Raw genomic sequence first — 22,744 nt, 5'->3', positions numbered from 1 at the left:
ATGAGGGGCTAAATCGTAAAAAAAGAGTGGTAAAATGAGCTTTTTAATCAGTCAAACATATGAATAACTTAAAAAACTGATTAAAACAAAAGCCTGATCATGGTTTATGATCAGGCTTTCTAATACTTTTAAAACCTTAATTACAAGTATAATTTAAAATGTATTTTGCGTTATAAGTTTCAGTTGTAGAAGGTGCGCCAATGGGGTAAAAGGTAGAAACATTTGAAAAGTTAAGTGAACTGGCATTACCCTTCGCATCATATTGTGAAGTGAAAGTGATTACATCATCACTAAATGGTTTACCATCCTGATCAACAGTTTTAGATACACTTTTGATGAGTACATTTTTTGATTGTTTGCCGAAATATCCTCCTGGAAAATAATCAACATGATATGAAAGCGGATCGGAGATTTCGTAAGTATTAACGGCAATATCGTTGGAATAGGAATAGATAGTAGTTTCAGTAAAGCGCAGATCTGCACTAACTGATACAGCTTTTATCAAATTCCCATTTGCGTAAGTTAAATTATCAGTTGTACTCAGATCGCCATTCAAATAATTCTTTACCTGAATAAGGTAACCATCACTATTATAGCTATATTTTCTGGTATCATCATAATAAACACCCCCAACTTTAATTATTCCCGCACTTCCACTCGATACGGCTCTTCCATTTTCCAGCACAATTTCGGCCATGTAACCACTCTCATCAACTGCAGTAATTTTGCTGGCAGAATAGGTATAAGTGTTTGTTTCAGGCCCCGTGGTTGCTTTCGATATCCGCCCTAAAGCATCGTAAGCAAAAGTGATGGTATAACTGCCCAAAAAATCCAGATCGGCCTTTAAGGTAGTGAGCTTACAACCGTTGCCTTTAGCAAGCAGTTGTTCGTTATAATTAATTTCTTTTTTACAACCGGCTATGGTTATGATGGCTACAAAGGCTACCATAGCATACTTAATTGTGTTTTGCATCGAGATTTCTGGTTAAGAGGTTAAAATATCCGTAAAGATATTAAAATTTCTCTTTTTTCAACCAGTCAGCCAGCAAGTTAAACCAGTCTACATCCGATGTTTTGTTAATTAAACCAAAACCATGACCACCTTTTTCATAAAGATAAATATCGGTATCCACGCCTTGTTTTTTTAATGCTTCGTTCATCAAAACACTATTTTCGTAAGGAACAGTCTTATCATCTTTTGCATGTACAAAAAACGTTGGGGGCGTTTTTTTAGTTACATTTTTATTGGCAGAAAAATAGTGTTTAAGGTTTTCAGGTGGATTTGGTCCCAATAAATTTTTCATCGTCCCGGTATGTACCGATTCTTCAAAGCTAATTACCGGATAAATTAATGCACCAAAATTTGGTTTTAAGTTTATCTTTTCGGGATCAGCAATTTTTAAATCGTTATAATGCGTAATTAAGGTTGATGCAAAATGACCGCCTGCAGAAAAGCCCATAATGCCGATTTTATTGGCTTTGATCCCGTACTTTTTAGCATTCTTCCTGATGAGGTAAATGGCTTGCTGCGCATCCTGCAAAGGGCCATAGGTTTTATCTACCATAATGGCATCGCTAGGTAAACGGTACTTTAACACAAAAGCCGTTATACCGATGGCATTGAATCTTTTGGCCACATCGGTCCCTTCGTGACTAAAAGCGAGGGCACCATAGCCGCCACCCGGACAAATAATTACTGCGGTTCCGCTAGCGATATTTTTAGGCGCTTCGAAAACAGTAAATGTAGGAACAGATACTTTGGTAACACTTAAAGTGCCATTTGACCGTACTTCGGTATTTTCTACATAATCAACAGGAGTTGGTTTGGCACCAGGAATTTCTGCCTGATATAAGGGCACGATTTCCTGAGCATTCGAATAGTTAATTGCCATAAACAATAACATGATAAGTAGTGATGATTTTGCCATTTGATTTAAATTAAAACTCCATTAAATATGCCTTTAAAAAATCATTGATATCACCATTTAAAACCGCATCAGGGTTGGAAGTTTGATAATTGGTGCGATGATCTTTCACCCGCCTGTCATCCAGCACATAACTCCTGATCTGCGAGCCCCACTCAATTTTCTTTTTCGATCCTTCTATCAGTGCAGTTGCTTCATTGCGTTTACGTTCTTCGATTTCGTATAACTGCGATTTTAATAAACGGATGGCGTTTTCTTTATTCTGCAACTGCGATCTCGACTCCTGGTTTTTAATGATAATACCCGATGGTTTATGGTATAAACGTACGGCAGTTTCAACCTTATTTACGTTTTGTCCACCGGCACCACCAGCTCTAAAAGTTTCGAATTCTATATCTGCAGGGTTGATATCGATCTCTATCGTATCATCTACCAAAGGATAAACATATACCGAAGCAAAAGAAGTATGCCTGCGGGCGTTTGAATCAAACGGAGAAATCCGCACCAAACGGTGCACCCCGTTTTCGCCTTTAAGGTAGCCGTAAGAAAAATCGCCATCAAACTGAAGCGTTACCGATTTTATACCCGCAACCTCCCCTTCCTGACTGTCTTGCTCGGTGATTTTGTAGCCGTTTTTCTCGCCCCACATCATATACATGCGCATGAGCATGTAAGCCCAGTCGCAGCTTTCTGTTCCACCAGCACCTGCGGTAATCTGTAGCACAGCCGAAAGCTGGTCTTCTTTGTTGCGCAGCATATTTTTGAGTTCCAGCTCTTCCACAGCGGTTTTGCCGATTTCGAACTGATCTTTTAATTCTGCTTCCGATGCATCGCCTGATTGGAAAAACTCAAACATCACAGCGGTATCTTCAACTGCATTATGGGTTTGGTTAAAACCTTCCGTCCATTTTTTCTTTGAACTGATTTCGGCAAGAATTTTTTCTGCTTTTTTTGGATCGTCCCAGAAATCGGGCGCCATTGTTAATTTTTCTTCTTCGCGGATGGCGTAAAGTAGCTCATCAACGTCAAAGATACCTCCTCAGCGACGTTACCCTGTCCCTTAAATCCTGAATTTGTTCTTTGGTCATGGAGCAAATATATAAAATCGCTTTGAGCATAGCGCATGTCGGAAAGCAATTTCAGTTAAAACTGCTTTGCTAACCATTTTATTCTCATTACTAATCTATCAGAAACCATGACAAATAAAACCAATGACTATTGAACTAATAAACCACCTTATTTCTTCATCCCCATATAATCCAATGTTAAATTCGACAATAACTTAACCCCCAATACAAACCCGCTTTCATCAAGGTAAAAATCCGGCGTATGGTGCGATGGTGCTTTTAATGGATCTTTTCCTTTTGGCATTCCACCTAAAAACACAAATAAACCAGGCACTTTTTCCTGAAAGAAAGAGAAATCTTCTGCTCCTGTTACGGGTGGTTTTAATTTAACATGATCTTTACCTGCGGTAGCTTGCATACCCGGCAGCATTTTTTCGGTTAGGACGATATTATTAAAAGTAACGGGATAATGATTGCTGTATGGAATTTTAATTTCAGCCGTTGCACCGCCGGCTTCGGCTGTTTTGGTTACAATGGTTTTAATACGCTCGATAAACATCGCCTCATCCTCTTTGCTAAAATTCCGCACCGTACCCAGCATCTCTACCTTTTCAGGGATAATGTTCGACCTTACGCCACCATTAATGGCTCCAATGGTAACCACACCGGGGTTTTCAGTTACGTTTAGGTTCCGGCTGACGATGGTTTGCAGGTTATTGATAATCTGCGCAGAAATTACCACCGGATCGATGCTGCTCCATGGGTAAGCACCATGCGCTTGCCTGCCGGTAACTGTAATTTTCATGTCGTTTACCGCAGCCATGGTACCGCCCGGACGGTAAGTTACCTCACCAACCTCTGTTTGAGAGTTGATATGCAAACCAAAAATTACATCTACTTTAGGATTTTCTAATACACCTTCTTTGATCATTAGAGCGGCACCGCCTTCCTCTCCTGCCGGAACACCTTCTTCAGCAGGCTGGAAGATGAATTTCACTGTTCCCTGGATATCTTTTTGCATTGATGCCAGTACCTCAGCTACACCCATTAAAATAGCCACGTGGCTATCATGTCCGCAGGCGTGCATTACGCCAACTTCTTGTCCGTTATATTGTGTTTTTACTTTTGAAGCAAATGGAACATCTACCCTTTCGGTAACGGGAAGTCCGTCCATATCGGCACGAAGCGCTACAACCGGGCCGGGTTTACCACCTTTCAAAATCCCAACCACACCAGTTTTGGCTACACCTGTAGTTACTTTTATGCCTAACGATTCAAGATGTTTTGCAATAATGCCTGCTGTTCTTACTTCTGTATTGCCCAATTCGGGATGCTCATGAAAATCGCGCCTCCAGGTAATTACTTTCTGTTCGATGGCATCGGCTTTTTTTGAAACCAGTGGTCTTAAATCTGATTTTTGAGCAAAGGCATTTAATCCCAGCAGGGAAAAACCGATCAGGTATATTTTCTTCATAAAATGGTAGTTTAGTTTAGGTGCCCTAATCTAAACAATTTTGAGGAGAGATGGAATAAACTGTCTACATGTTAGTGATTTAGAGTTGTCAACTTTTAGAGCAAACCGGCCCTTAAAGTTGACAACTCCACTTAAGAAAAATCTACAGGAAACCGATTCTTTAATTAAACATCCCTTTTAATTTATCCATAATTCCGCCTTCACCTGTTTGGCCGGGCTGTGTTGTTTGTTTACCTCCGTTAAACATACCAATTACATCGCTCACATCAAACTTACCATCATTACCACCCAAACTCCCTAAAACATCTTTCAGGTTAAAAGAACTATCATTCGGGTCATTTGTTTTTTGGGTAAATTTCGCAATAAGCCCGGGAATAATGCTCGCCGCTAAAGATTTTGCCGTATCAGCATTAATCCCCAACCCGCTTAATTTATCAATAAAACTTCCGGATGCCTGTTCGGCAACCTGGGTACCTTCGGCTTTGTTACCATTAAAAATATCCGTCAAAGCGCCAATATTACCTGATGACAACTGATTTTTCAGGCTATCGAAAATAGATCCTGATGCCGCCTGGATTACCGCTTCATTATGCTCGTTTGGAATAGCGGTATTGTTTACAACACTTTCCTGTACGTTTTCACGCACCATTTCATTTAAATTTTCTAACATGAGTGTAGAATTAAAAGATTAAAATAATTAATGAACTAACAGGGATGTTATTTTAAAGTTACTTTGTTTAACCGGAATTAAAAATTCTTAATGATTTTGAACATTAAAAAGACCGTTTTAAATTTTTGCTTTATTACTTTTACAAAAAAACAAAGATTATGTTACCTAAAGTAAATTTTACCGAAACTGAGGCCTACAAATATTTAGCCGATCATTTTATAGATATCAACCAAAAAAGCATTAAAGATCTTTTTGCTGAAGATGCAGATCGTTTTAATAAGTTTTCTGTTTTTTTTGAGGATATTTTGCTGGATTACAGTAAAAACCGCATCAGCGATGAAACCCTGGCGCTATTAATTCAACTGGCACGTGAGTGTAAATTGGACGAGGCCATAAAATCGATGTATAACGGAGATAAGATCAACGAAACGGAAGATCGCTCTGTATTACACATCGCTTTACGCAACTTAAGCAATACTCCGATTCTGGTTGATGGTAAAGATGTAATGCCTGAGGTAAATGCAGTGTTGGCTAAAATGGAGAAATTTAGCAACAGCATTATCAGCGGCGAATGGAAAGGTTATACCGGTAAAGCCATTACCGATATTGTTAATATTGGTATCGGAGGTTCTGATTTAGGACCGGTAATGGTTACCGAAGCATTAAAGCACTATAAAAACCACTTAAATATCCACTTTGTTTCTAATATTGATGGTACACACATCGCCGAAACATTAGCAGATTTAAATGCTGAAACCACTTTATTTTTAGTAGCATCTAAAACCTTTACCACTCAGGAAACCATGACGAATGCGCACTCTGCCCGTACCTGGTTTTTAGAAAAGGGAGGTAAGGAAAACGATATTGCCAAACACTTTGCGGCACTATCTACCAATGCAAAAGATGTTTCTGATTTTGGTATTGATACAGAAAACATGTTCGAATTCTGGGACTGGGTTGGTGGTCGTTACTCATTATGGAGTGCTATTGGCTTATCCATCTCATTAAGCATCGGTTTTGATAACTTTAAGCAATTACTGGCCGGTGCACATGCCACCGATAACCACTTTAAAACTGCTGAATTTGAAAGCAACTTACCCGTGATTTTAGGCTTACTTGGCGTCTGGTACATCAATTTCTATAATGCCGAAACACAGGTTATTTTACCTTATGACCAGTATATGCACCGTTTTGCTGCTTATTTCCAACAGGGTGATATGGAAAGTAACGGTAAACATGTAGATAGAAACGGAAATGAGGTGGATTACGAAACCGGACCAATTATCTGGGGCGAACCAGGAACCAATGGTCAGCATGCTTTTTACCAACTGATTCACCAGGGTACCAGGATTATTCCTGCCGATTTTATTGCCCCTGCACAAAGCTTAAATCCACTGGGCGATCATCACCCTATTTTACTGTCGAATTTCTTTGCGCAAACAGAAGCTTTAATGAACGGTAAAACCGAAGAGGAAGTTAAAGCCGAATTAAAAAAAGAAGGCAAATCGAATGCTGAAATTGAAAAAATTGCTCCTTTTAAAGTTTTTGAAGGTAACCGCCCAACCAACTCCATCTTATTGAAAAAGGTAACGCCATATACTTTAGGTAGTTTGGTAGCGATGTACGAGCACAAAATCTTTGTTCAGGGGGTAATATGGAATATTTTCAGCTTCGACCAATGGGGCGTAGAACTGGGTAAACAACTGGCCAAAAAGATTCTTCCGGAACTGGCGGGCAACGAAAAAGTTTCAAGTCACGATAGTTCAACAAACGGTTTAATCAACCAGTATAAAGACTGGAGATAAAATTTCAAAAAAAATCATAAAAAAGCGGGTTTAATATCCGCTTTTTTTGTTTTAATGCATACTTTAGGACTTCCTTATTTTCCATTCCACCCTTTAGTGGAAAAATCCAAATTAACTTATAAAAGAAATAATCGCTTGCTCTTGCCTTTGATCATTTCGAAGTATTAAAAAACAAAAACTCATGAAAAAAAGAATTCTTTTTGCTTTGGTTATTTCGGGCCTGTGCTTAAGTGCTTCCGCACAAAAAGTACAGTTTACCGAATTTGATCTTGACAATGGCCTCCACGTTATTCTCCATCAAGACAAAACCGCCCCTGTTGTTGCCGTTTCGGTAATGTACCATGTTGGATCAAAAGATGAGGAAACCCAGCGCACCGGTTTCGCACACTTTTTTGAACATTTACTTTTCGAAGGCTCCGACAATATTAAACGCGGCGAGTTTATGAAACTGGTAAGCAGCAATGGCGGACAGAACAATGCCAACACCTCACAAGACCGTACTTTTTATTATGAAGTATTTCCTTCAAACCAATTAGAACTGGGGTTATGGCTGGAAAGCGAACGGATGTTGCACCCTGTAATAAACGAAGTTGGTGTAAAAACGCAGAATGAAGTGGTTAAAGAAGAAAAGCGTTTACGTATCGACAATGCCCCTTACGGAAAATTTACCGAGAAAATCTTTTCCCATCTATTTGACGGCCACCCTTACCGCTGGCAGCCCATCGGTTCGATGGAACATTTAGATGCTGCAAAACTAGATGAGTTTATTGCTTTCTTCAAAAAATATTACGTGCCAAACAATGCCGTTTTAACCATTGCCGGCGATTTAGATCTCGATAAAACCAAAGCTTTGGTAAAATCTTACTTTGCTGAGGTACCTAAAGGTGCGCCGATTGTGCGTAAAGATTTCAAATTACCAGAAATTACCAAAGAAATTATCGATACCGCTTACGATGCCAACATCCAGATCCCTGCAATTTTTGCAGCCTACCGCGTACCGGGAATGAAAACCAGGGAAAGTAAGGTTCTGGGTATGATCAGTTCTATTCTGTCAGAAGGGGGAAGCTCGAGATTGAGCACTAAAATGGTCGACCAGAAGAAAACAGCCCTTCAGGTTGCTGCTTTTAATTATTCGCTTGAGGATTATGGCGCTTACATCACACTGGCTCTTCCAAATAAAGACACCCCACTTAATGATCTGTTAAAAGATATTGATGAAGAAGTTTTACGCCTTCAAACCGACCTGATTAGTGAAAGCGATTATAAAAAGCTGCAGAATAAATTCGAAAACAATTATGTAAGTGCTAACAGCAAAATGCTTGGGGTTGCAGAAAACCTGGCGGATGGTTATACTTTCCATGATAAGGATACAAACGACATTAACAAAGAATTAGAGGTAATCAGATCCATTACCCGCGAAGAGATTAGAGATGTTGCCAAGAAATACCTGAACAAAAACCAAAGAGTTGTATTGTATTACTTACCTAAGAAATAAGCTGACCGCTTTTCATTTTAATTATTAAAAACATGAAAAAATTATTCATTATAGCTGCAGTTTCCTTATTGGCTCAAGGCATTTCAGCGCAAACCATAGATCGCAGCCACAAACCAAAACCTGGCCCGGCACCAATAATTACCATCGGCGATCCTGTTATTTATAAATTATCAAACGGCATTACTGTTTTAGTAGTAGAAAACCACAAACTGCCAAAAGTATCGGCCAGTTACAGCATTGATGCCGGACCAATTACCGAAGGCGCTAAGGCTGGTGTAGTAAGCTTAATGGGCAATATGTTAAATGAAGGAACCACCACTAAAACAAAAGCACAATTTGATGAAGCTGTTGATCAGCTGGGTGCTGATGTAAGTGCAAGTGCAAATGGCGGTTCAGCTTCGGCTTTAACCCGTTATTTTCCTCAGGCATTTGCTTTAATGTCAGAAAGTATCCGCAAACCGGCTTTTCCGGCAGAATCTTTCGAGAAACTAAAATCGCAGACCATTACCGGGTTAAAATCGAGCGAAAAAAGCGCAAAAGCCATTTCTGCCCGTGTGGTAAATGCTTTGGCTTATGGCAAAAACCATCCGATGGGAGAATTTGAAACCGAAACTTCGCTTAATGCCATCACCCTGGCTGATGTTAAAACTGCCTATCAAAAATATATTACCCCATCGAGAGGTTATTTAACTTTTGTGGGTGATATTAAACCAGAAGCAGCAAAAGCCCTGGCCGAAAAAGCATTTGGCGACTGGAAGGGAACAGCGCTAAGCTTACCGGTGTTAACCAAAGTAGCTAATCCCGCAAAAACAGAAGTCGATGTGATCAATGTAAGCAATGCAGTTCAATCAGAAATTACCGTGATGAACTTAATTGATTTACCAATGAGCAATCCTGATTATTTCCCGGTTTTACTGGCTAACCAGATCCTGGGTGGCGGTTCTGAATCTAGATTATTCAACAACTTACGGGAAAAACATGGTTTTACATATGGTGCTTATTCCAGCACAGGCTCAGGTCGTTTCCAGTCTAAATTTTCAGCCAATGCGGCCGTTAGAAATGAAAAGGTAGATAGTGCTGTGGTAGAGTTTTTAAACGAAATCAATACCATCCGCACCACAAAAGTTACTGCAGATGAATTGCAGAATGCCAAAAACCTGTTTAACGGATCTTTTGCACTAGGTTTAGAAAACCCGGCACGTACCGCAGCTTTTGCCAGTAATATCCTGATTAACGGCTTACCAAAAGATTTTTACCGTACTTATTTACAAAAGGTAAATGCAGTAACCACTGATGATATTTTAAGGGTAGCTAAAAAGTATTACAACCATGATAATACCCGCATTGTGATTGTTGGTAAAGGTGAAGCTTTTATACCAGGATTATTGAGGGCTAATTTTATCCCAAAGGTTTTCGACAATTATGCAAACCCGGTTAAACCGCTTGATGTAACACTCTCTCCTCCACCTCCGGTACCCGCTCAGATTATCAGCAATTACATCAAAGCCATTGGCGGTGCAGAGGCGATCAAAAAAATAACTTCTCTACAACAAACCGGCGAGATGGAAATACAGGGACAGAAACTAACGGTTAACATTAAAAACATGGCTCCTAATTTAAGCAGCATGGAAATGTTGATGGGTGGACAGACAGCTGTAAAACAAGTTTACAATGGCAAAACTGGCTACTCGATGCAAATGGGGCAAAAAGCCGAATTAACTGGTGATGACCTGGCTGAAAAGAAAGACGACAAAGGTTATGGCAGCCAATTGTATTATGCAACTGATGGAACTAAAATTGAATCAGCAGGAACAGCTAAAGTGGGCACAGCTGATGCATTTAAATTGAATATCACTTCTCCGTCAGGCAAAAAGAAAACCGAATATTATGATACAAAATCAGGTTTGCTTTTAAAAGAAGAAAGCACCAGTACAAAAGGTACTGTTGAGGTTAGCCAGTCAACAGAATATTCCAACTATAAAAAAGTTGGTGATGTATTGTTTCCATTCAACCTGGCACAATCCGTTTCAACCGCGCAAGGCTCACAGGAATTTTCGATTGTGATTAAAGACATTAAGGTAAATCCGCAACTAAAAGCCGAGGATTTTAATTAAGTTATAGTTAACCCATTATGAAAGCCGTCCCGACGTAAAAATCGGGACGGCTTTTTTATTTTTTTTATTTCGCGGGCAACCCATTTACAAAAACTTACGTATCGACTAATATTTTGATGGAAACACTATTTAAAAGTCAATAACCCCATCAAAACGGCAAATATTTTCAAACAAACGAAGGATAAATTTTAAAAAAATCGAGCTATGAAGATAAAAAAGCAGGTAATCGCATCATTATTCTCTGCATTTCTATTTATGTTTTAAATATCTGCAAAATCATAGTTAAATTTTTTATAAAAAATTTTCAAAACGATAAAAACCTAAATAAATCTACAAAATCAATTAAATGCCTAATCCAATCTACCATTACTTATGAAAAAACAACTTTCTATTTTTTTCTTAGCCACTTTTGCCGCATTTCTTTTTGCCTGCTCTAAAAAACAAGCAGAAGAAATAAAGCCTGAAACTCCAACCACTAACGGTCCTACACCTGTAACCACGGCTAACGTAACCTATACCAATTTTGCCGGCGCACTTTTTCAAACCAAATGTAATGGCTGCCATGGGCCCAATGGTGCACTCAAATCGATCTGGTTATTTAACGGTTTCGCTTCGGTCAAAAACGATACACGCGTGGCCAATAGCATACTGGTTACCAAAACTATGCCTAAAGGAAGCACCCTAACAGTAAGCGAAAGGGAGCTGTTACAAGCATGGTTTGATAAAGGTATGCCAGAATAATCCATCCGGATTAACGCCGGTTTTATTAAGAACTTAAATACATTACAGATGCAAAAATTATTTTTCACACTAACAATCCTGTTTTTATGCACAGGTGTAAAAGCACAAATTTGGGTAAGCAAAAGCGTTAATTCTTCGTTTTTTTCTTCAACACCTGTAGAAGACATCGATGCACAGAGCAAAACAGGAGCTTCGGCCATTAATATTAAAACAAACGAAATTATTTTCAAGATCAATAACACTTCTTTTCAGTTTAAGAAAAAGCTGATGCAGGAGCATTTTAACGAAAATTACATCGAGAGTGATAAATTTCCTACCTCTGATTTTAAGGGAAAAATTGTAGAACAGATCGATTTTTCGAAACCCGGCACTTACCCTGTTACGGTTAAAGGAAACTTGCAGATCCACGGGGTAACCAAAGAATATACAGCAAAAGGATCGATGGTGATTACCAGTGATGAAGCGAAAGCCATCTCTACTTTTAATGTAAAACTGGCCGATCATGACATCAAAATCCCAACAATCGTTTTTAAACAGATTGCAGAAACTGTACAGGTAAAAATGACCGCTATTTATCAACCAAAAAAATAATTTTTATGAAATATCATCTAAAATCTCTTTTATACCTGTCTGTAATCTGCCTGCCTTCTTTGGCTTTTGCCCAGGATTCGCTCGAAAAAGCATTACAGATGCCTACCGAAAAAAAGAATGTACAGGCTACGTTTAAGGCTACCAAGCTAATCAATATTCAAACCAACGAAACCATCTATAAAAACGAACTGGATTTTAGGGTAGATCACCGTTTTGGCGATATTGCAGGCAGTGCAGGGGGGACAAAAAACTTTTTCGGGCTGGATCAATCAACAGATATCCGCATCGGTTTCGAATATGGAATCAGTGACAGGCTTTCGGTTGGGTTATCAAGGGCAAAAGGCGCAGGAGTAGTTACGCAATTGTACGAAGGAAACTTAAAATACCGCTTATTGGAGCAAACTGCCGATGATAAAATACCGGTTGCGGTAACTTTATTCGGCAGCACCACCGTTTCAGCAGCAAAAGCCTCTACCGATCCGACGGCAGCAAATGCATTCAGCGAATTTCAGGATCGCTTAACCTATGTGGTGCAGGCAGTAATTGCCCGTAAATTTAATTCGAACTTTTCGGTGTTGGTTATGCCTTCTTATGTACACCGGAATTTCACGGTTTTTGGCGATCAGAACGATATGCTTGCGGTATCAGTTGGGGGACGTATTAAAATCACCAAACGCATGGCTTTTGTGGCCGATTATACGATTCCATTCAGGGATAAAGATAAAAAAGCTTATCTCGAAAATACATTGGGAACTCAATATTACAAAACGCTTGGTGCCGGACTGGAATTTGAAACGGGAGGACATATCTTCCACCTGAATTTTACCAATGCAACGGCGATACAGGAATCACAATTTATTACCGACACCAATACCTCATGGCTTAAAGGACAATACCGTTGGGGTTTTAGTATTGCGAGGAGATTCTCTTTTGATAAGAAAAAAGCAAAATAATTGAATTGCAATAAAGTGTAAATTTTGTTTTTTAAGGGTGAAAGCGGTATCGTAACGGTACTGCTTTTTCACGAAAGTATTTTTTAAACAGTAACGTTTTGGCCCTTAACATCAAAAGCATCGCGTAAGCCAATGGCCAGCACATTAAATGCGTAAACCGTAAGCATAATGGCTAAGCCTGGCAGAACAGCGAGGTAGGCGGCATCCATAATAATGTAACCATAATGTTCTTTAATCATGCTTCCCCAGCTTGGCATGGGTGGCTGTGCACCAAACCCCAAAAAGCTTAATCCGGTTTCTAATAATATGGCCGATGCAAAATTAGAGGAAGCAACCACCAAAATCGGCCCGGCGATGTTAGGGAGTATGTGTTTAATAATAGTTCTGCTGGTACTAAAACCCAGAGCCCTTGCAGCTTCCACAAATTCGACTTCTTTAAGCGCCATTACCTGCCCGCGTACTAACCTCGCTACATCTACCCAGGTAGATAAACCAACGGCAATAAATATCTGCCAGAAACCTTTTCCAAGTGCAAATGAAATGGCAATCACCAGCAAAAGCGAAGGTAACGACCAAACCACATTCATAAACCAGCTGATGGCCGCATCTACCCTGCCACCAAAATAACCTGCAATGGCACCTAAACTCACCCCGATAAAAAGAGAAATGAGCACGGCCATTAAACCTACTGATAAGGAAACGCGGATGCCCAAAATTAACCGGCTTAATAAATCGCGTCCGTAAATATCAGTTCCAAGAATATAGGTTTGCTTATAGATGTTGTTTTTCTCGAAAAGCGCTTTTGGAGAACCGATTTTTGAAGGTAAAACACAATCCGGGCATAAATCTTTTAATTCGTACTCCGTTTCTCTGGCTTTTTCATCGTCCCCGATGTATTCCTGCACAAAAACAGCCTGATTTTTTATTTTATACGAGGTAATCGGGATACTTTTAAAAGCCGGTGTTTGCCCGTTGAGCATTCTGGAGTAAAAATTTACTTTTTCTACTTTAGGGTTCCGGCTGATGATTAAAAAAGTAAAAGTACTGCCTGGTTTCTTTTTGTTTAACTGAAGCGTCTGAACATTGGCGTCGGGAGAATGATCGGGCATAATTAAATAGCCCAAAATGCCCATCAGCATTAACAACAGGATAAAAATCAGCCCGCCGAACGCAAGTTTATTCCGCTTAAACTTTAACCATACTTTTTTTGATGGGCTATTATCCATTACCTAACCATTCTGCCTTTCCAATTGTATTTCCCACTGTTTCCGGCAATGCCGATATACACCATATAAATTACATGCAGCATATTTAAAACAGGGATTAAAATGAGTAAACTGCGCCTTTTGGCAAAGCCGGTTACATCCCATAAAAATAAGGTTTCTAAAACCATTTTAATCAACAGTTGATAGAAAGTAAGGGTTAAAAAATCCGGAATAAACAGTCCTGTAATAAAGTTTGACAATATACTGAGATTGAAAATCCAGATGAGTACGCCCAAAACAATAATCGCTTTATTTTTATAACGGGTACTTTTTGAAGCCCAACGTTTACGCTGCTGGATAAAAGAACCCAGGGTTTCTTTTGCGTGGGTATATACAATGGCATCCCTGTTTTTCAGAAAACCAATCTTATCCGGATATTTTGCGGCAATTTTATGCAATAATAATTCATCATCGCCCGATGCCAGGTCATCAATTCCCTGAAAACCGCCAACCTCGTAAAAAGTAGCTTTCTCATAAGCCAGGTTTGCACCATTACAGGTTGATGGTTTCTGGTTTCCAATGGTAGAGGCACCTAAACCAATCAGGTATAAAAACTCTAAGGACTGTAATCTTTCAAAAAAACTTTTCTCCTGAAAATAAGCGACCGGAGAAGAGATCATTTTATAGTTTTTATCCTCATATAAATTAACGATGGTATTCAGCCAGCTTGGCCCCATTCTACAATCGGCATCAGTGGTGATGATCAGGTCGCCTGTACAGGTTCCGATAGCGGTTTGTATCGCTTTTTTCTTATAAGAATTTAACGCCCGGTCTTCATTCAGCTTGATCAGTTTCACATTACGGTCTGCATAGCTGAGTACAATTTCTGCGGTACGGTCGGTAGAATGATCATCAATAATAATGATCTCGGTTAAAGTTTTCGGGTATTGTTGTGCAATCAGATCGTCAATGGTTTTATTGATATTGGCTTCTTCATCCCTGGCGGCTACAATAATCGATACTTTGGTGTGGAGATCTGATTTTTGAGGGATAAAATAAACCAGCCTGTGCCATCCTCTTATAAAATAAAGGACTAAAAAACCATAGATTAGGGTTAAAACAGCAGATAATAGACTAATTAGATTTAGAATTTCCAAAAAAATTGAGTTTAAAAACGAAATAAGTGCCTAAGATAGCAGGAATTATGATATTTATAAGCCAAATACTGGCAGTACATGCAATAACAGCCACATGTTGATCGGTTACATGCTTAAATAATTCAACGGCAGTAACACTCCTGATGCCTACATCGAAAAGATCAAGCGAGGGCAGTGCCGATTGCACCAAAAAGAGCAAACAGGTCATCATTACGATATCAGCATAATGTAAACCGGGTACCAGCCAAACAAATAGAATGAAATATTGTGAACTAAATACCAGGTAACGCGTAAAACAGTAGGTGATGATTTTAAAAAGTTCCCTTTTTCTGTACCTCGCTAAAATGCCGTAAAACTTTTTGTATTTCCTGGTGAATTTAAAGGATAACAAAATTCCGTTCAGCCATCGGATATTAAAGTAAAAAATCAGAAAAAACAGGCAGAAAATTACTGCGAAAAACACCAGGGCGATAAACAGTACCCGATCAATCGGGATAAAGCGGTACACAAAAAAACAGGCCGCAATAGCGCCAAAAACATTGGTTAATACCAGCTGACCGATGCTGCCCACGCTCATGGCCACTATGCCAACTATTCTTCTTTTGGGCGAAAGAAAAAACACCCTTCCTCCATATTCTCCTAACCTGTTGGGTGTAAAAATAGCTAATGTTAAACCGCAGAAAACAGATTCGATGGCCCTGTAAAAACTAATCGGCTCAATGTGGCTCATCAGGTACTTCCACTTACCGGCCTCTAAAAACCAGTTTACCAACATCAGGAGCACAACGATGCCAATCACGGAGATAATTTCTACCTGTGGAATATCTTTTAAAAGTGTACTAAAATCGCGGAGGTTTTTATTGGCAACGAGTTTATGGTAAATAAACCAAAAGGCAAATACTACAATTGCAGCTTTAATTAAAAGTGATAGTATTTTTTTGTGCTTGCCTGTCAAGATGCTCTTTTTATTTGCAAATATGCTTAATATTGCTGTAATGTTGAACGAAAAAAAGGAACGGATAATTATGGGCATCGATCCGGGCACTGCGGTGATGGGTTATGGCGTAATTTTGGAGAAGGGAAATAAAACGGAGCTGATTAGTTTAGGAGTGGTTAAAATGACTCATTTAGAAGATCCTTTTCTTAAGCTTCAGCGGATATTCGAAAAAACAGTTGTACTCATCGATCAATATAAACCAGATGTTCTCGCTATCGAAGCACCATTTTATGGTAAAAACATTCAGGTATTGTTAAAACTTGGCCGTGCACAAGGAATTGCGATTGCGGCTGCGCTATCGAGGAATATTTCCGTTACGGAATATTCCCCCAGGAAGATTAAACAATCGATTACAGGCAGCGGAAATGCCACTAAAGAGCAGGTGGCAGCCATGCTGCAACGTTTGTTAAATTTTAAAGAAACCCCCGAATTTTTAGATGCTACCGATGGATTGGCAGTAGCCGTGTGCCATTCCTTTCAGAAAATTACTTCCGGGGGTAAATCCAAAACCTATTCGGGTTGGGAATCTTTTGTAAGCGATAATAAAACCAAGGTTAAAGGGATTGTAGTTAAGGCAAAGAAATAGTTTATACATAAATGGTTCGTGGAGACACGAACTATGGCAAGATAAAAGATAATTTGCATAGTAAATCCCATGATTCGTCATTGCGAACTGAAGTGAGGGGTACAAGTAAGGGAGTGAAGCAATCTTTCACAATTAAATAATATGAAATGGTTCGTGGGGACACGAACCATGACGCGGAGAATAAAATAATTGTCATCCTTAGCGTAGTAGAAAGACAAATTATTTTATGTTCGATTATAAAAAGACCTTAACTAAGCCCAGTTTGGCAATAAACGATATCCCCTTATTGCCTGGCCCGATCAATAATATTTCTTGTGGCTTCTTCAGTAGCTAGCCTGTTCTTTCTGATAAAATGTTTTATCACAAAAAACACCACAAAACCAATCAATATTAACATCCAGAGATTAGACACAGCAATAATGATTTCTTTAAAGATTGTCCACCCATTTACAATACCTAACCAAAGCCTGTTTATAAATGCCGGACGATAATCATACAGATTGTCATTGGCAACAATCATCGTTTTAACCGTATTGTCCTGATAAAAATTAAGGGTTATGGTACTGAATTTTACGCGGCTATCGATTTGCATATTCTCGATTTTCTTATCCACATAATCGTCTTTGATGTAAAGAGAAGATTCTACATTGGCACTTTTTTTAGAAGCTACCTTATTGATCTTTTCAATTGCATCAACCCGGTTCTGCACCTTTAATTTATTGGCTAAATAGGCAATGCTCTGATCGTCCATCTTCATCGATTGATTGTCAACAAAGACGGCCATTTTTGCGATGGTGTTGGTAAATTCATCCAGTTTATCAGATGGTACCTTAGCTACCAGATAACCCTGGGTGCGGTATGAAGTAATTTCTTTTAGCGAATCCGTTGATTGTTTAATTTTATCGGTTTCCTGTATGGTACTTTCGATTGAGAACTCGGCAACTGTGCCGCCTTCGGCTTTAATGGTTTTGCTGAGCTGTTCTTTGGTTTGCTGCACATCTTTTACCCTAAACCGCATATCGGCAGTTTTGATGATTTTCTCTGTAGCAGTGCTATCTGAGATTTCCTTATTTAACTCATTTGATTCGACAGCATCAGCACCTGCGTACTTTTTATTTTCCTTTTGGCAGCCAAAAATGGTTAAAACGATGGCTATAGCAATAATATTCCTTTTCATGATTGTGTGGTTCTAAATAAATAATCATTTTAAATATTTGCTTCAAATGGCCATAAGAAGTACAGCGTATTGGTTAGTTTTTAACGCTGTATTTATCCTTAATACGAGAATTGTATTTAGGTAACCCAACGTTGAATTTGGAGTGCTGAGGTGGGAGTTTGGAGTAGTTACTTTAACCTTGCAGGTTTTAAAACGGCGCATCCCTCAATAGGCAATTAAAACAAATATACAATACGAATTACTTCTGCGAGGTTAAAATAGAAAAGCTTAAAGAATAATTTTTTCAGAAAATGTATGGTTCTGTTTTAATGGCAGAAGGCAGTCCCGCTATCCCTCCAAGTCCTCACTCGTACCTCGCTCCGGGCTTTTCGTTCTATCGGGTTTATTTAACAAAGCTGGTGATTCTTGGTATTTAAAAGAACCCGATTAAACCCGTGAGGTTTTTAAAACGGTGGGTTTTGCGTTAGGGATTGTAAGGGTTTAGTACCGATCCTTCATCGGTACCGGAGCGAAGCGCAGCCCTGTAAAGCCCGACCTTTGCGATGCTTAGGTAACGCCCAAATAAATCGGAAGTTGATAATCTACAGTTTTCGACTTTAAGTTTTTTTTCCAAACCTGTCAGATTTTAAAAACCTGATAGGTTTGGGCAGTAAAACAAAAAAGCCGTTCCAATGTGAATCGGAACGGCTTTATATCTTGATAGCAAATTGCTTACGCGTCTAATATTTTGAAAACACCCTTAATAGCGATAATTGCACCGACAAATAAGATAATCCATGAAACTAAAGACATTTGCCAAGAATCGTGAGCGAAACGCAAATAAGTACCCACCATGCAAACCACTACACCAAAAATTATTAATTTATAAATTCCTGGCTGGTTAGCCGCTTTCATACTTTCTGTATTGTGCTTTAATTCGTTGTTCTCCATAATATTTATGTTTATGATGCTGCAAAAGTAATACTTATTGCTGAATAATTATAAAACTTAGTAACTTTTTAATCGTTCTAATCTTTGTTTCGCTTTATCTTTGTCGCTAAGCTTTTCGCCCTGATACAAAGGCTTTTCCCAATCGCCGTACATCGGGTTTGGCAATACAATATACTTCGTTCCAAATAAGGCCTGGTTTGTATTTACCTGCTCAAAGGTGTTTTTCTGTTCACGATAAAAAATATTGCTGAAATCGCTCAGATTATCGCCACATAACAACAGAATATTATGCGTTTCTGTTATTTTTTGCCTGCGCGGCTCCTTATTTGAGGTACCTTTTGAAACAATCAAATGTGCATCGTCTGCATAAGGGAATCCAAAATGCTGCAGGTTTTTTAAAGTAGCAGCATAATCTTTTTCATCGCGGTTGCTTACATAAAATGTTTCGATGTTTTTTGAGGCGGCAAATTTTAGAAATGCCAAAGCACCCGGAACGGTATCGGCTTTAGCCAGATTTGTCCACGCTGTCCAATCGGCGGGTACATAACTTTGACCTTTTTTAATTTCGTGTCCCTGAAAGGCAGAGTTATCCAAAACTGTTTCATCAATATCAACAATTACGCAGTTTGGTTTTCTGCTTGTATCAGCCCATAACGCTTCTTTTAACGATAAACGGGCAAAGTTATAAGCCTGGAAACATAAGGCTCTGTACTCGCCCGAGGTTTGCTGCCAAAGCACTGCATTGGTATAATCTCGTGCCGGGTTTTGGGCTTTTACAAAAAATGGAGCGAGTAACAGGATAATAATGGAGTATCTTTTCATGATATATAATAATTGACAAAGATAAAGTTTAACCTTTCAAAAAAGTTCCTCTATCAGTTTTTGATATCAACAATGTTTCTGCATCGGGATAAGCCTGCGTAAAAGTAACGGTATCTTGCTGTTCTATTTTCACCGTATTCTACATTCGAATCCATAAAAAACATAATAATTCTGGATTACATAAATCTTACATCAATAAAAAAGCCCATTTCAATTAAGAAATGGGCTTTATATTTTATACAAATAGTATTGCTAATTCAAAACTAAGAACTGCAGACTATTATCCGTTTAATGCTGCTGCACCACTTACAATCTCAGTTAACTCAGTTGTAATTGCTGCCTGACGTGCCTGGTTGTACGAAAGTTTTAAAGCTTTCAATAACTCACCAGCATTTTCAGTTGCTTTATCCATTGAGGTCATACGTGCACCGTGTTCAGAGGCATGAGAATCTAAAACCGCTTTGTATAACTGGATCTTAATTGATTTAGGAATTAACTGTTCTACAATTTCTTCCTGAGAAGGCTCTAAAATATAATCAACATTTGTTGTTTTCTTATCGGTTTTAAGATCCGCTGTAGTAGCTTCTGCTTTAGGCAAAGGCAATAACTGCTCAGTAGTAATAAACTGTACAGCTGCGTTTCTAAAACGGTTATAAACCACTTCTACTTTATCAAACTCACCTTTAATAAAACCAGCCATAATCGCATCTGTAATTTTGGTTACATTTTCGAAAGTTAAGGCCGAAAATACTTCATTATTGTTGCCAATAACATTGTATTTACGTTTTTCATAAAAATCCTGAGTTTTCTTACCGATAGAAATAATGCTCACGTTACCGTTTTTCAACTGTTCGCTATATTTCTCAGCAATTAAATTGTTGGCCGCTTTAATTACGTTCATGTTAAAAGCACCAGCCAAACCACGGTTTGAAGATACAGTAACAATTAAAACCTTATTGGGCTCACGCTCCTGGATAAAAGGCGATGACGATCCCTCTAAACTTGCCGACAGATTACCTAAAATCTCTTTCAGTTTAGTTGCATAAGGACGTAAAGCGATAATTGCATTGGTAGCACGTTTCAACTTTGCCGCCGAAACCATTTTCATAGCTTTGGTAATCTGCTGTGTTGATTGTACCGACGCAATCCGGTTTCTTACTTCTTTTAAATTAGCCATTCTTTATTTAGATGTGAGATGTGAGATATGAGATTTTAGACGTTTCTGCCCAATCTCAAATCTCAAATCTCATGTCTCAAATCTTATTAATATTTACTTGAAATCTCTTTTGCTACGGTATCTAATACACCAGTAATGGTATCGTCAAATTTACCAGCTTTTAATGCCGCTAAAGTTTCCGGATGACGTAATTCCAATTGGGTTAAAAATTCAGTTTCAAATTCTTTTACCTTGTTAACCGGAACACTACGCATTAAGTTTTTAGTACCAGCGTAAACAATTGCAACTTGTTTCTCAACAGTAAATGGAGAGAACTGTGCTTGTTTCAACATTTCTACGTTACGTGCACCTTTATCTAATACCGATTTAGTTGCAGCATCTAAGTCAGAACCGAATTTAGAGAAAGCCTCTAACTCGCGGTATTGAGCCTGATCTAACTTTAAAGTACCTGCTACTTTTTTCATCGATTTGATCTGCGCGTTACCACCCACACGTGATACCGAGATACCTACGTTAATTGCCGGACGGATACCAGAGTTGAACAAGTTCGACTCTAAGAAGATCTGGCCATCAGTAATCGAAATTACGTTAGTTGGGATATATGCAGAAACGTCACCCGCTTGTGTTTCGATAATCGGAAGTGCTGTTAATGAACCACCACCTTTAACGATATGTTTAATCGACTCAGGTAAATCGTTCATGTTTTTAGCGATATCATCGTTAGCGTTGATTTTCGCAGCTCTTTCCAATAAACGACTGTGTAAGTAGAAAACGTCTCCAGGATAAGCTTCACGGCCCGGTGGACGACGAAGTAATAGAGATACCTCACGGTAAGCTACAGCCTGTTTAGATAAATCATCATAAACAATTAAAGCTGGTTTACCTGTATCACGGAAAAATTCACCAATTGCAGCACCTGCAAACGGAGCATAGAACTGCATTGGAGCAGGATCTGCAGCCGAAGCAGCAACAACAACTGTATATGGTAAAGCACCGTTTTCTTCTAATGTACGTACAATGTTGGCAACGGTAGAATTTTTCTGACCGATAGCTACATAAATACAGAACACAGGCTGACCTGCTTCATAAAATTCTTTCTGATTGATAATGGTATCGATACAAACAGCAGTTTTACCAATCTGACGGTCGCCGATAACCAACTCACGCTGACCACGACCGATTGGAATCATCGCATCAATTGCTTTAATACCTGTTTGTAAAGGTTCGTTTACCGGCTGACGGTAAATTACACCTGGTGCTTTACGCTCTAAAGGCATTTCGTAAGTTTCACCCAAGATTGGTCCTTTACCATCTAAAGGCTCACCTAAAGTATTAACTACGCGGCCAAGCATACCTTCACCAACTTTAATAGAGGCAATTTTTTTGGTACGTTTAATGGTATCACCTTCTTTGATCTCGTCTGAAGCACCCAAAAGTACCACACCAACGTTATCTTCTTCAAGGTTTAATACGATACCTTGCAGGCCGTTTGCAAATTCAACTAACTCTCCCGATTGAACTTTAGTTAAACCGTAAACACGGGCAATACCGTCGCCCACTTGCAACACGGTACCAACTTCTTCCAGTTCGGTTTCTGATTTGAAGCCCGCCAATTGCTGTCTGATAATTGCCGATACTTCGTCTGGTCTTACCTCTACCATAATTTTACTTTATATCTTTTTATAAATGTTTAGTGCTTAGCGCATGGCGCTTGGCGTTTTCCGTGCCATACGCTTATCGCAATACTCTTGTGTTTGGCGCATGGCGTTTGGCGTTTTACCACCAACACTTACGCTTCACTATATTTTTTAGGCATTTTGCGAATCAACGCTAAACGCCTCACGCAAAACGTTATCCG

Annotated in this window: 20 protein-coding genes; 7 read left to right on the top strand and 13 right to left on the bottom strand. The window is 39.0% G+C overall.

The window, feature by feature from the left end:
• Positions 1-136: 136 nt before the first annotated feature.
• The 5 genes from ABD769_RS16855 to ABD769_RS16835 all read right to left on the bottom strand — a co-directional run bounded on the left by ABD769_RS16855 (position 137) and on the right by ABD769_RS16835 (position 5,136).
• Positions 137-973 carry a hypothetical protein gene (locus ABD769_RS16855; RefSeq protein ID WP_344852560.1) on the bottom strand — a complete coding sequence of 279 codons (837 nt, stop codon included), beginning with the start codon at positions 971-973 and terminating at the stop codon, positions 137-139.
• Between the two features lie 40 nt (positions 974-1,013).
• The gene (locus ABD769_RS16850; RefSeq protein WP_344852559.1) at positions 1,014-1,928 is read right to left on the bottom strand and encodes an alpha/beta hydrolase; all 915 of its coding nucleotides are present in this window, start codon (positions 1,926-1,928) and stop codon (positions 1,014-1,016) included.
• A 10-nt stretch (positions 1,929-1,938) separates the two neighbouring features.
• Positions 1,939-3,013, bottom strand: a protein-coding gene (gene prfB, locus ABD769_RS16845; protein WP_344852558.1) for a peptide chain release factor 2 whose coding sequence is annotated in 2 segments (ribosomal slippage) — positions 1,939-2,952 and positions 2,954-3,013 — 1,074 coding nt in all. Because the reading frame shifts where the segments join, the coding sequence is not laid out codon by codon here.
• A gap of 148 nt (positions 3,014-3,161) precedes the next feature.
• Positions 3,162-4,466, bottom strand: coding sequence for an amidohydrolase (locus ABD769_RS16840; protein WP_344852557.1), 1,305 nt, complete (start codon positions 4,464-4,466; stop codon positions 3,162-3,164).
• A 160-nt stretch (positions 4,467-4,626) separates the two neighbouring features.
• Positions 4,627-5,136 (bottom strand): hypothetical protein, encoded by a 510-nt coding sequence (locus tag ABD769_RS16835; RefSeq protein ID WP_344852556.1) that lies wholly within the window; start codon positions 5,134-5,136, stop codon positions 4,627-4,629.
• Between the two features lie 158 nt (positions 5,137-5,294).
• Between ABD769_RS16835 and pgi the strand changes: the two genes are divergently transcribed.
• The 6 genes from pgi to ABD769_RS16805 all read left to right on the top strand — a co-directional run bounded on the left by pgi (position 5,295) and on the right by ABD769_RS16805 (position 12,835).
• On the top strand, positions 5,295-6,941 hold the full coding sequence (pgi, locus tag ABD769_RS16830; protein WP_344852555.1) for a glucose-6-phosphate isomerase: 1,647 nt from the start codon (positions 5,295-5,297) through the stop codon (positions 6,939-6,941).
• Positions 6,942-7,122: 181 nt separating this feature from the next.
• Positions 7,123-8,436 (top strand): M16 family metallopeptidase, encoded by a 1,314-nt coding sequence (locus tag ABD769_RS16825; protein ID WP_344852554.1) that lies wholly within the window; start codon positions 7,123-7,125, stop codon positions 8,434-8,436.
• A gap of 32 nt (positions 8,437-8,468) precedes the next feature.
• Positions 8,469-10,550 carry an insulinase family protein gene (locus ABD769_RS16820; RefSeq protein WP_344852553.1) on the top strand — a complete coding sequence of 694 codons (2,082 nt, stop codon included), beginning with the start codon at positions 8,469-8,471 and terminating at the stop codon, positions 10,548-10,550.
• 372 nt (positions 10,551-10,922) lie between these two features.
• Positions 10,923-11,291 (top strand): hypothetical protein, encoded by a 369-nt coding sequence (locus ABD769_RS16815; RefSeq protein WP_344852552.1) that lies wholly within the window; start codon positions 10,923-10,925, stop codon positions 11,289-11,291.
• A gap of 48 nt (positions 11,292-11,339) precedes the next feature.
• Entirely contained in the window at positions 11,340-11,882 is a 543-nt protein-coding gene (locus tag ABD769_RS16810; protein WP_344852551.1) for a YceI family protein, read from the top strand.
• Positions 11,883-11,887: 5 nt separating this feature from the next.
• A complete protein-coding gene (locus ABD769_RS16805; protein WP_344852550.1) occupies positions 11,888-12,835 on the top strand; it encodes a DUF5777 family beta-barrel protein in 948 nt (315 codons plus the stop codon).
• Positions 12,836-12,918: 83 nt separating this feature from the next.
• On the opposite strand, the gene ABD769_RS16800 is transcribed toward ABD769_RS16805, so the two are convergent.
• From ABD769_RS16800 to ABD769_RS16790, 3 genes are read right to left on the bottom strand one after another with little or no spacing between them, the layout of a single operon-like run.
• Entirely contained in the window at positions 12,919-14,061 is a 1,143-nt protein-coding gene (locus ABD769_RS16800) for an ABC transporter permease (protein WP_344852549.1), read from the bottom strand.
• Positions 14,061-15,197, bottom strand: coding sequence for a glycosyltransferase family 2 protein (locus ABD769_RS16795; protein ID WP_344852548.1), 1,137 nt, complete (start codon positions 15,195-15,197; stop codon positions 14,061-14,063). The genes ABD769_RS16800 and ABD769_RS16795 overlap by 1 nt, the downstream gene beginning before the upstream one ends.
• Positions 15,175-16,152: a lysylphosphatidylglycerol synthase domain-containing protein gene (locus ABD769_RS16790; RefSeq protein WP_344852547.1), complete on the bottom strand. Its 978-nt coding sequence runs from the start codon at positions 16,150-16,152 to the stop codon at positions 15,175-15,177. Before ABD769_RS16790 ends, ABD769_RS16795 begins: the two co-directional genes overlap by 23 nt.
• Before the next feature lie 40 nt (positions 16,153-16,192).
• Here ABD769_RS16790 and ruvC point away from each other — a divergent pair, with 40 nt between their 5' ends.
• The gene (gene ruvC, locus ABD769_RS16785; RefSeq protein ID WP_344852546.1) at positions 16,193-16,780 is read left to right on the top strand and encodes a crossover junction endodeoxyribonuclease RuvC; all 588 of its coding nucleotides are present in this window, start codon (positions 16,193-16,195) and stop codon (positions 16,778-16,780) included.
• Positions 16,781-17,063: 283 nt separating this feature from the next.
• On the opposite strand, the gene ABD769_RS16780 is transcribed toward ruvC, so the two are convergent.
• From ABD769_RS16780 to atpA, 5 genes are all read right to left on the bottom strand, one after another.
• On the bottom strand, positions 17,064-17,957 hold the full coding sequence (locus tag ABD769_RS16780; RefSeq protein WP_344852545.1) for a DUF4349 domain-containing protein: 894 nt from the start codon (positions 17,955-17,957) through the stop codon (positions 17,064-17,066).
• A gap of 711 nt (positions 17,958-18,668) precedes the next feature.
• Positions 18,669-18,887: a hypothetical protein gene (locus ABD769_RS16775; protein ID WP_344852544.1), complete on the bottom strand. Its 219-nt coding sequence runs from the start codon at positions 18,885-18,887 to the stop codon at positions 18,669-18,671.
• A gap of 57 nt (positions 18,888-18,944) precedes the next feature.
• The gene (locus ABD769_RS16770) at positions 18,945-19,709 is read right to left on the bottom strand and encodes a 5'-nucleotidase, lipoprotein e(P4) family (protein WP_344852543.1); all 765 of its coding nucleotides are present in this window, start codon (positions 19,707-19,709) and stop codon (positions 18,945-18,947) included.
• A 280-nt stretch (positions 19,710-19,989) separates the two neighbouring features.
• The gene (gene atpG / locus ABD769_RS16765) at positions 19,990-20,886 is read right to left on the bottom strand and encodes an ATP synthase F1 subunit gamma (protein ID WP_344852542.1); all 897 of its coding nucleotides are present in this window, start codon (positions 20,884-20,886) and stop codon (positions 19,990-19,992) included.
• 86 nt (positions 20,887-20,972) lie between these two features.
• Positions 20,973-22,547 (bottom strand): F0F1 ATP synthase subunit alpha, encoded by a 1,575-nt coding sequence (gene atpA / locus ABD769_RS16760; protein WP_344852541.1) that lies wholly within the window; start codon positions 22,545-22,547, stop codon positions 20,973-20,975.
• Positions 22,548-22,744 lie beyond the last annotated feature (197 nt).

Source organism: Pedobacter jeongneungensis, assembly GCF_039538295.1.
Classification (GTDB): Bacteria; Bacteroidota; Bacteroidia; order Sphingobacteriales; family Sphingobacteriaceae; genus Pedobacter; species Pedobacter jeongneungensis.
The sequence above is the reverse complement of the archived record's forward strand: the minus strand, read 5'-3'. Positions and strand labels throughout refer to the sequence as shown.

Excerpts from the sequence above, each read along its gene's own strand:
- ABD769_RS16825 (WP_344852554.1), top strand. The coding sequence starts at position 7,123 with ATGAAAAAAAGAATTCTTTTTGCTTTGGTTATTTCGGGCCTGTGCTTA.
- ABD769_RS16775 (WP_344852544.1), bottom strand. The coding sequence starts at position 18,887 with ATGGAGAACAACGAATTAAAGCACAATACAGAAAGTATGAAAGCGGCT.
- ABD769_RS16770 (WP_344852543.1), bottom strand. The coding sequence starts at position 19,709 with ATGAAAAGATACTCCATTATTATCCTGTTACTCGCTCCATTTTTTGTA.
- ABD769_RS16805 (WP_344852550.1), top strand. The coding sequence starts at position 11,888 with ATGAAATATCATCTAAAATCTCTTTTATACCTGTCTGTAATCTGCCTG.
- ABD769_RS16855 (WP_344852560.1), bottom strand. The coding sequence starts at position 973 with ATGCAAAACACAATTAAGTATGCTATGGTAGCCTTTGTAGCCATCATA.
- ABD769_RS16780 (WP_344852545.1), bottom strand. The coding sequence starts at position 17,957 with ATGAAAAGGAATATTATTGCTATAGCCATCGTTTTAACCATTTTTGGC.
- ABD769_RS16800 (WP_344852549.1), bottom strand. The coding sequence starts at position 14,061 with ATGGATAATAGCCCATCAAAAAAAGTATGGTTAAAGTTTAAGCGGAAT.
- ABD769_RS16835 (WP_344852556.1), bottom strand. The coding sequence starts at position 5,136 with ATGTTAGAAAATTTAAATGAAATGGTGCGTGAAAACGTACAGGAAAGT.
- atpA (WP_344852541.1), bottom strand. The coding sequence starts at position 22,547 with ATGGTAGAGGTAAGACCAGACGAAGTATCGGCAATTATCAGACAGCAA.
- ABD769_RS16820 (WP_344852553.1), top strand. The coding sequence starts at position 8,469 with ATGAAAAAATTATTCATTATAGCTGCAGTTTCCTTATTGGCTCAAGGC.
- ruvC (WP_344852546.1), top strand. The coding sequence starts at position 16,193 with ATGTTGAACGAAAAAAAGGAACGGATAATTATGGGCATCGATCCGGGC.
- ABD769_RS16840 (WP_344852557.1), bottom strand. The coding sequence starts at position 4,466 with ATGAAGAAAATATACCTGATCGGTTTTTCCCTGCTGGGATTAAATGCC.
- pgi (WP_344852555.1), top strand. The coding sequence starts at position 5,295 with ATGTTACCTAAAGTAAATTTTACCGAAACTGAGGCCTACAAATATTTA.
- ABD769_RS16815 (WP_344852552.1), top strand. The coding sequence starts at position 10,923 with ATGAAAAAACAACTTTCTATTTTTTTCTTAGCCACTTTTGCCGCATTT.
- atpG (WP_344852542.1), bottom strand. The coding sequence starts at position 20,886 with ATGGCTAATTTAAAAGAAGTAAGAAACCGGATTGCGTCGGTACAATCA.
- ABD769_RS16850 (WP_344852559.1), bottom strand. The coding sequence starts at position 1,928 with ATGGCAAAATCATCACTACTTATCATGTTATTGTTTATGGCAATTAAC.
- ABD769_RS16810 (WP_344852551.1), top strand. The coding sequence starts at position 11,340 with ATGCAAAAATTATTTTTCACACTAACAATCCTGTTTTTATGCACAGGT.